10 protein-coding genes are annotated in these 8,288 nt (G+C 58.8%); 2 read left to right on the top strand and 8 right to left on the bottom strand.

Annotated elements, in window-relative coordinates; all coding sequences use genetic code 11:
- Positions 1 to 335, top strand: a 335-nt coding sequence (locus ACESMW_RS17275; RefSeq protein WP_372988226.1) for an FAD-binding protein, incomplete at its 5' end; no start/stop codon positions are given.
- Between the two features lie 82 nt (positions 336 to 417).
- Complete coding sequence (locus ACESMW_RS17270; protein WP_372988225.1) at positions 418 to 2,076, top strand: acetolactate synthase large subunit; 1,659 nt, start codon at positions 418 to 420, stop codon at positions 2,074 to 2,076.
- Between the two features lie 186 nt (positions 2,077 to 2,262).
- Here the strand turns inward: ACESMW_RS17270 and ACESMW_RS17265 are convergent, their stop codons facing one another.
- The 8 genes from ACESMW_RS17265 to ACESMW_RS17230 all read right to left on the bottom strand — a co-directional run.
- Positions 2,263 to 2,880, bottom strand: coding sequence for a TPM domain-containing protein (locus tag ACESMW_RS17265; protein WP_372988224.1), 618 nt, complete (start codon positions 2,878 to 2,880; stop codon positions 2,263 to 2,265).
- A gap of 60 nt (positions 2,881 to 2,940) precedes the next feature.
- Positions 2,941 to 3,699 carry a TPM domain-containing protein gene (locus tag ACESMW_RS17260; protein ID WP_372988223.1) on the bottom strand — a complete coding sequence of 253 codons (759 nt, stop codon included), beginning with the start codon at positions 3,697 to 3,699 and terminating at the stop codon, positions 2,941 to 2,943.
- Positions 3,699 to 4,259, bottom strand: coding sequence for a LemA family protein (locus ACESMW_RS17255; protein WP_343816520.1), 561 nt, complete (start codon positions 4,257 to 4,259; stop codon positions 3,699 to 3,701). The genes ACESMW_RS17260 and ACESMW_RS17255 overlap by 1 nt, the downstream gene beginning before the upstream one ends.
- A 171-nt stretch (positions 4,260 to 4,430) precedes the next feature.
- On the bottom strand, positions 4,431 to 4,613 hold the full coding sequence (locus tag ACESMW_RS17250) for a hypothetical protein (RefSeq protein WP_372988222.1): 183 nt from the start codon (positions 4,611 to 4,613) through the stop codon (positions 4,431 to 4,433).
- 356 nt (positions 4,614 to 4,969) lie between these two features.
- Positions 4,970 to 5,782, bottom strand: coding sequence for an AI-2E family transporter (locus tag ACESMW_RS17245; protein ID WP_372988221.1), 813 nt, complete (start codon positions 5,780 to 5,782; stop codon positions 4,970 to 4,972).
- Positions 5,783 to 6,097: 315 nt separating this feature from the next.
- Complete coding sequence (locus tag ACESMW_RS17240) at positions 6,098 to 6,844, bottom strand: matrixin family metalloprotease (RefSeq protein ID WP_372988220.1); 747 nt, start codon at positions 6,842 to 6,844, stop codon at positions 6,098 to 6,100.
- Positions 6,845 to 7,169: 325 nt separating this feature from the next.
- Positions 7,170 to 7,676 (bottom strand): PRC-barrel domain-containing protein, encoded by a 507-nt coding sequence (locus tag ACESMW_RS17235; RefSeq protein ID WP_372988219.1) that lies wholly within the window; start codon positions 7,674 to 7,676, stop codon positions 7,170 to 7,172.
- Positions 7,677 to 7,962: 286 nt separating this feature from the next.
- Positions 7,963 to 8,288 (bottom strand): AMP-binding enzyme (locus tag ACESMW_RS17230; RefSeq protein ID WP_411289445.1); only part of this gene is annotated, 326 nt, incomplete at its 5' end.

Below are 8,288 nucleotides of genomic sequence, written 5' to 3'. Positions count from 1 at the left end.
CCCAGATCCGCATGATCCAGCACGCCCGGGAATGGAAGCCGGACCGTCTGCGCACCTGCAAACCGGCACCGCTGCAGAAACCCGGCGCCGGCCCGTACATCGCCATCCGTATGCAGCTGATTACCCGCAAGAGCCTGGGTGGACTGCAAACCGATCTGCATAGCCGAGTCCTGAACGGGCAGGGTTCACCCGTGCAGGGTCTGTACTGCGTGGGGGAGGCGGCCGGCTTTGGTGGCGGTGGAGCGAACGGCAAGCGCTCATTGGAGGGTACCTTTCTGCCCGGTTGCATCATGACCGCGCGGGCGGCAGTTCGCTCGATTGTTTCCGGAGGCTGAAGTCAGGTTGTCCAGAACTTGCAGGTCCTTTAAGAACGAAAATACTTACTAACCCCGAATTCGGAAAGGTTGGAGAACAACAATGACAAACGGCGCACAAGCCCTGATGAAAACCCTGGTAGATGCCGGTGTTGAGGTCTGCTTCAGCAACCCCGGCACTAGTGAAATGCACTTTGTGGCCGCGCTGGATGACGAGCCCAAAATGCGGGCGGTCCTTGCCCTGTTCGAGGGGGTCGCCACCGGGGCGGCCGACGGCTACGCCCGCATGGCCGACAAACCCGCCGCTACGTTGCTGCACCTGGGCTGCGGGTTGGGCAACGGACTGGCTAACCTGCACAACGCCCGCAAAGGCAAAGTGCCGGTGGTGAACATCGTAGGTGACCACGCCACCTATCACGTGAAATACGATGCCCAGCTGCAGTCTGATATCGAGACCGTTGCCCGCAACGTTTCCCCGGGGTTTGTACGCACTGCCAGGAGCACGGAAACCCTCTGTCAGGATGCCGCCGAAGCCATTGCCGCTGCCCGCACGGCGCCCGGGCAGGTAGCCACACTGATATTGCCGGCCGATGTGTCCTGGGGTGAGGGCGGCGTGCCCCGCGCACCTCTGGTACCGCCGACACCGGAGCTGGCAGACGATGCCACGGTAGAGGCTATTGCCTCCGCCATCCGCTCCGGCAAGAAAACCGCCCTGTTGATGGGCGGCCATTCCCTGCGCGAACCGAGCATGCTGGCGGCAGCCAAACTGGCCGCACACAGCGGCGTTACCCTGCTGGCAGAAACCTTCCCGACCCGTATGGAACGGGGCGCCGGCCTGCCTTACATCGAGCGCCTGGCGTACCTGGCTGAACTGGCTACAGTGCAACTGACGGATGTGGAGCATCTGGTTATTGTGGATTCCAAGGCGCCGGTCTCCTTCTTCGCCTATCCCGGCAAGAAGAGCTACCTGGTGCCGGATACCTGCCAGGTACATACCCTGGTGGCACCCGACCAGGACATCCTGGCCAGCCTGAACAAACTCAACGACGCCGTCGGTGCCAGCCACGCGGAACCGAAGCTACAACCCGAGAAACGGCCGGGCCGGCCACGCGGTAAACTGACCGCCGAGAAAGTCTGCAAAGCAGTAGGCGAACTGATGCCGGAGAACGCCATTATCGTGGACGAAGGCATCACCTCCAGCCTGATGCTCTCGGTGATGACGGCAGGCGCACCCCGCCACGACATGATCACTCTCACCGGGGGCGCTATCGGTCAGGGGTTGCCCAACGCGGTGGGCGCGGCCGTGGCCTGCCCGGACCGGCCGGTCATCGCCCTGATCGGCGATGGCACTGCCATGTACACCATCCAGGCCCTCTGGACCATGGCCCGGGAACAGCTGAACGTCACCTCCATCATCTTCAACAACGCCTCCTATTCGGTGTTGAATATCGAACTGGAACGGGTAGGCGCGGAAGAGGCGGGCGAAAAAGCCAAATCCCAACTGGATCTGCGCGGCCCGGTGATCAATTTCGCCGAGATGGCCAACGGTATGGGCGTTCACGCTGTGCGGGTACACACCGCCGAAGAGATGGCAAAAGCCCTGGAATACGCCCAGAGAATGCCGGGGCCACATCTCATTGAGGCCGTGATCCCGGAATCCCTGAGCGGGGTGAAGCGCCGGATACTGCCGTGGATGCTGCGCTCATTGCCAAGCCTGCCGCTGTCGATGTCCAGGGCATTGAAGCGCAAGCTGGCACCCTGATAGGTGCAATAGGCACCATCACCCCGAGGCGCCCCAGGGACCGATGTTGCTCGAGTGTCGGACTCCAGTGAATTTCTGATTATCTTCACTGGTAAGGCGCGCAAGCCTGTTGAATATCGACAATGAGGTGTCAGCGCGGATCAGTGGTGGCGCCTTGGCGCCCCGTAGCGTTGTCTCACTTTTTCGTCAGGGCAAAATCACCAGGTGATTGGGCAGTTCATTGCGTTCGTGGGTGGCGGGCACGTGTTCTTTCAGCAGCTTGCCACAGGCGGAAATGCAGTCAAGAAATCCCTGCCGGGTCTGCCCCTGATGCACTTTTACCGTGAAGTCTGCGACGATGCTCTCCCACACCGAATTGTCCAGCACATCGGCAATGCCCTGATCCACCAGAATCTCTACGTAGCGTTCTGCTTCCGAGACGAAGATCAGCATGCCGGTGCCGCCTTCGGTATGGTGCAGGTTCTGCTCCAGGAATTCCCGCCGTGCGAGGTTGGACGCCCGCCAGTAGCGAACCTGCCGGGGAATCAGGCGGGTGTTTATGCCCGGCATCCGGAACAGCAGGCTGAGCACGACGAACGTGCCCCACTGCACCAGCATGAGCATGTCGGCCCCGAACCAGTTCCCGAAATAATTGCCGATACCTGGCACCAGTAACGCCAGGATGCCGGCCCAGACCAGGGGAATATAGTTGTAGTTATCCGATTGGGCCGTCAGCACGGTGACCAGTTCGGCATCGGTTTCCCGTTCCACCTCATTGATGGCGGCGGTAACGGCTTCCTGATCGCTTTTGTTTAGTAGTGTCATGATTCGATAATTCTCATTGTCAGGTGAGGGGATTCAGCGTGCGGGGAGACCCGTTTGGAGCTACCAGCCACCGGAGGCACCGCCACCGCCGAAGCCGCCTCCGCCGCCTCCAAAACCGCCACCGCCGAAGCCGCCGCCACGGCCGCCCATGGCGCCACCCAGCAGTGTTGCGCCTAACAGGGCGGCACCCCCGCGGCCACCACGGCCACCGCGACTGCCGATAAAGAACACCACCGCCATCATGATGATGAAGAACAGTGCGACCATGCCGGCTTTGGGCTTCTCCTGCAGTGCAACGGGTTGCTGACCCTGCGGAGCGGCCATGGGCTCGCCCCCGAGCACCTGGATCATGGCGGCGGCGCCGTTAACGATACCGGCCTGAAAATCCCCCTGACGGAACGCCGGGGTAATAATGCGATTGATGATGACCGAGGAGTCGGCATCAGTGAGCCGGCCTTCCAGGCCATAGCCCACCTCGATGCGGATTTTGCGTTCTTCCTTCGCCACGATCAGCAGGGCGCCGTTATCTTCGCCCTCCTGGCCGATACCCCAGTGCCTGCCCAGCTGGTAGCCAAAATCTTCAATTGGATAGCCCTGCAGGTCCGGCAAGGTAACCACCACGACCTGTTCGGTGCTGTCCTGTTCATGGGCCTGGAGCATCTGGCTCAGGCGCGCTTCCACCTCAGGAGACAGTATCTCCGCCCGGTCCACCACCCGGCCAGTCAGCTCGGGAAATTCCGGTGTGGACTGGGCCCAGACGGTGGCCGGCAGCAACACCAGTAATGCCAGCAACAGATGTTTGTGGAGCTGAATAATCATCAGAATTCCACCGCGGGTGCTTCATCCGCGTTTTCTGTGGTGGCTTCGAAGTTGGCGCGAGGCTCCAGATCGCTATACAGCAGGCTATGCCAGATCTTTCCCGGGAAGGTGCGCAGTTCGGTGTTGTACCGCTCCACCGCCTGGATGAAGTCCCGCCGCGCGACGGCAATACGGTTTTCTGTGCCCTCAAGCTGGGCCTGAAGAGTCAGAAAGTTCTGATTCGATTTCAGGTCCGGATAGCGTTCCGAGACCGCCATCAGGCGGCTCAGAGCACTGCTGAGCTCACCCTGGGCCTGCTGGAACTGCTTCAGCTTCTGGGGATTGTTGAGAATGCTCTCGTCCACCTGGATTGATGTCGCTTTCGAACGAGCCTCAATCACCGCAGTGAGGGTTTCCTGTTCCTGCGCGGCGAAACCCTTTACGGTTTCGACAAGATTGGGAATCAGGTCGGCCCGGCGCTGGTACTGGTTTTCCACCTGGGCCCAGGCTGCGGTCACTCGTTCATCGTAGGTGGGGATGTTATTGATCCCGCAGCCACTGAGAAAAAGAACCAACGCCATCAGCGAGGTCAGCCGCCAGAAATTCCGTTGTTGAAACGGAGTGTGAAGGGTTCCGGTCATAATCTTTCCGTGATGTGGTTGCATGAAGAAGGGCGTCCGCCCGACCCGCGGGCGAAGGCAACGGAGTACCCGTTGAGATGGGGGCGAAGCCGCTGTTTTCAAGGTGAAGACTCAACCGCTGGTGATCAGTGGCAAGGCGCCCAATACCGAGAACACCAGCCGTAGAGACCACCAGGGAATCAGTCCGGCCGCCAACAGCTCCCGGCCAACCGGGCTGCCTTCGTTGTGTTCCGGCAGGCTGTCGTCCGATTTGATCTTTTTCGCACTAAGTGGGATAGCGAACAGACCTACCAAAACGAAAAATCTATTGTGGGCACAGATGAGGCGAGGGAGCAGCTTGAACAGGACGTTACATCTCGCGTCACAGGGACGAGGCGCAACCATAATTCGTAGCTTACAAGGAATGGATCTTTTCCTTGTTTGGTTTTCGGTGAGTTGGGGCTGGTAGCGGCCCCTCTTTGGCAGTAAGGCTATGGACCCTCAGAGCCTTTATTTGGTTGGCCTCGCGCTCAGCGAGGCCTTTTTTTTAACGGTCTGCGATGACATCGACAGCCACTGGCCGCCATCCCGAAAACGACGGATAAAAGCCTCGGACTCCTGGATCGATTGCTCCATATTGCGAATCAGAACATCCGGCCGGGGTAATTCTTTCACGGCCGGGCATCGGGGAGGCTCAACGTGTGTTTAAGGCTGTTCTTGATCTCGCTCCAGGTGGCCACGAAGAACGCCGTCAGGGGAACCGCCAGGATCATGCCGATGATGCCACCCAGTGCTGTGCCCCAGAAGAACAGTGAAATCACTACCAGCGCGGGATGCAGGCCCGATCGGTTGGCCATGATTTTCGGGGTCAGCAGCCAGCTTTCAATCAGTTGAACCGCTCCGAACACCAGCCCGGCCAGGATCAGGAGGTTAATGCCACCCTCCGGCTGTAGATAGGCCATGGGCAGGACCACCAGCAGGCCCAGGTAAGACATAATCGTATTACTGGTGTATTCCAGGCCCGGCATCATTTGCTTGGACTCCTCCCCACCACTGTTTTCGGTACCGCTGAAAACCATGGAGCTGAGCGCCGGGAAGTGAACCGAGAAATGTGTTTGCCAGCTCGCCAGCAGGTCTGGCAGAACCGTCATCAACTGCACGGCCTGGCGCACCAGAATGGGCACGAGCACGAACATCAAGGTGCCGATACCGACGAAAAAGGCCAGCAGCACAAGAATGATCGCCAGCAAGAGCGGCAGCCGAAGCCGTCGCACCATGAACTCCACCACCGGGTGAAGCACCAGCGCCAGGATACCGGCAACTGCCAGCGACAGCAGCAGGGTGTAGAAGGTCTCCAGCAACCAGCCGAAAGCCCAAATGATAATTCCGACCAGCGCCGCCAGTACAACCAGTGAGAACAGAACCGCCGTGTAGCGAAACAGGCGAAGTTCGACTGCGTTGAACAGCCGCGTTCCCTGGGACACGGCCGGTCCATATTGACCGGTAACTCTTGCCCCTTGAGCCTGGGGTTCCTGCATTTTCTGGGGCACTCGAAGGTCCTGTCTCAGTTTCTTGCGGATTTGCCGAACTGCAACAGCCCGACACCGACCACCGCACAGCCCGTGTGTCTCCGAGCATCTTGTACGGATGCGCGGACAGTTCGAGCTTAGAGGTGGTGCCCGGGCCGGTCAGTGCGTTGTCGAACGTAAGGGAAATTATTTCTTGGGCAATACCCCTCTGTGCACGCACAGACAGGCGAGCGGTTCGGCGCAGATCAGGGCGACCGGGAATTTTCCGTCTCAGAGCGATGGGTTGGAGAGAGCCAGCCCGGGACCATTGGCCAGTTGATCATTATTGACGGCATGTCCGTAGAGCTTCCGGATCCCCCGAAGATCACCGGGCTGCAGTTCGGGGAAATCTTCGGTATAGCGGAACCCCATCAACTGCCCGGAGGGGCCCGGATGATCCAGGCCGAGGGCATGGCCGATCTCATGGATCAGCGTATAGCGGAGGTCGTAGACATCCGTGTTGCCGTCAAACCCGACCTTCCATTTATGGTCGGGGTTCAGGCACACCAGTGCCTGTTTGATGGTGCGAATACCTTCCTTTTCCTCGGGCGCGTAGGTCACATTGGCGAATGCCCGCATGCGTGGCTGGCCCTGGGCCCCGAGAATGATGTCCGCGTCCTGGGCATTGCTGACCTGATAAAACGAAAGATTGGCAGCGCGCTCCCAGACCCGAAAGGCTGCTGCGGTCTCACGCACCAGTGTCTCGTAGGAAAGCTCCTGCCCTGACAGTGCTTTCATTGGCGCCAGTTCACCGCAGTTGCGTACATCATCGAACCTTAGCTTCCGGTCAGCAAAGGCGTAGCTGACGCGCGCCCCAACCCCGAAGCTCTGGCTACCCCACTTGACCTTGTAACCGTCCAGCTCAAGCAACCGGTAGCCGGCTTCGCCGTCTTCGGCAGCGACGGGAAATGACAAGGGCAGCAAGGCGGCCAGGATCAGCATTCGTATTGAAAAGTGTGCACCCGTAGCTGTTCGCACCTGAGTCTCCGAACAGAAATTACCGAAAACACCGGAATTCAGACAGCGGGAGTGCTGTGAAACGCCGGAACAGGACAACGAGCAGGTGCGCTACCGCACAGACAGACTTTTCGCTTATGCCCAAAATTAAGAGGGCATTCCTGCGATTACAGGACTCGAGTCATTGAGCAACATTACTGGCAAAGGTAGGGGATGTCGATTGGGGAGTCGTTACATTTGGTGTCGTTTGGCAAAGCCGTGGCGGCCCGATACAAAAAACGGCAGGGGCTTGCGCCCCTGCCATCGATTTACGTCACTTCTTTCCTGAACGCCGCATACCGGAGGATCACTCCTTCGTTTCAAAGCCGGGCGCGGAGATCAGTTCGTCGCGGGTCGCGTCAATCCGCAGTTCCATATCACCGGATTTTCCGGATTTGGTGACCTGGTCCCAGCCAATGGCTACGTCTTTCTCGCCCAGGCCGAGGAAACCACCGACGCCGACTATAACCGCCACCACCTGACCGTCCTTGTCGATGATCAGTTCACTCACAGCGCCGACATTCTCGTCATTGCTGGTTGTGACTTTGGCACCGATCAGGTCGCTCGCCCGAATGCCATCAGACGGAACGTTGGCCATGTAGGCCTGCTTTTGCATGCCAGACTGGTTACCCATTTTCTGGTCACTTTGCATGGTCGTGCTGGTGGACTTCATGGTGTCTTTTTCTGGCTGGGTGCTTTGCTGCTTCTCAACGCCCTCCTCGTCAACATGCTCTTCGGCAAGCAGAACACTCGAACCCAGTGCGATGGCCGGTGTAACCAATGCGTAAAAGGCCAGCGAATGTAAATTTTTCATGTGATTCTCCTTCGAATCGGGTGTGTAAGTCGGACAAAACGTCCTGTTTAACCGCTTCATCACAGCTTTTCTTCCCCGGAATCATTTTCAGGAAGGAGACCGAGTCAACTAAAGTGGGAAACTCGGGATGAAGCTATAACCTACGTTGACTGAGTCACCCTGTCCGTTCGCTGACGCACCAAGATGGGTGTTCGGGGACCTGCCTTCGGCCTGAACGGTGAGCCTACAAACAACAAACCCCGGCAAAAGCCGGGGTTTGTTGTTTCAACCGAAGCAGGGGCTGCTGTTATTTCTTCAACCCCATCTCCTCGATCGAGATCTCCCGCATCTTGAACTTCTGGATCTTCCCGGTGACGGTCATCGGGAATTCGTCCACGAACTTGTAGTTCTTCGGGATCTTGAAGTGGGCGATCTTGCCCTTGCAGAAGGCCTGCAGGTCGTCTGCGTCTACAGGGTCCGCATCCGGGCGCAACTTGACCCAGGCGATCAGCTCCTCACCGTATTTCTCATCGGGAATGCCGGTGACCTGGACTTCCTCGATGGAGGGGTGGGTGTAGAGGAATTCCTCGATTTCTTTCGGGTAGATGTTTTCCCCGCCGCGGATCACCATGT

The sequence above is a fragment of the Marinobacter sp. genome, from assembly GCF_041690455.1.
Taxonomy (GTDB): domain Bacteria; phylum Pseudomonadota; class Gammaproteobacteria; order Pseudomonadales; family Oleiphilaceae; genus Marinobacter.
This window is presented reverse-complemented; position numbering and strand designations above follow the sequence as displayed.

Coding starts and splice junctions, on each gene's coding strand:
- ACESMW_RS17270 (WP_372988225.1), top strand. CDS start 418: ATGACAAACGGCGCACAAGCCCTGATGAAAACCCTGGTAGATGCCGGT.
- ACESMW_RS17265 (WP_372988224.1), bottom strand. CDS start 2,880: ATGACACTACTAAACAAAAGCGATCAGGAAGCCGTTACCGCCGCCATC.
- ACESMW_RS17260 (WP_372988223.1), bottom strand. CDS start 3,699: ATGATTATTCAGCTCCACAAACATCTGTTGCTGGCATTACTGGTGTTG.
- ACESMW_RS17255 (WP_343816520.1), bottom strand. CDS start 4,259: ATGGCGTTGGTTCTTTTTCTCAGTGGCTGCGGGATCAATAACATCCCC.
- ACESMW_RS17235 (WP_372988219.1), bottom strand. CDS start 7,676: ATGAAAAATTTACATTCGCTGGCCTTTTACGCATTGGTTACACCGGCC.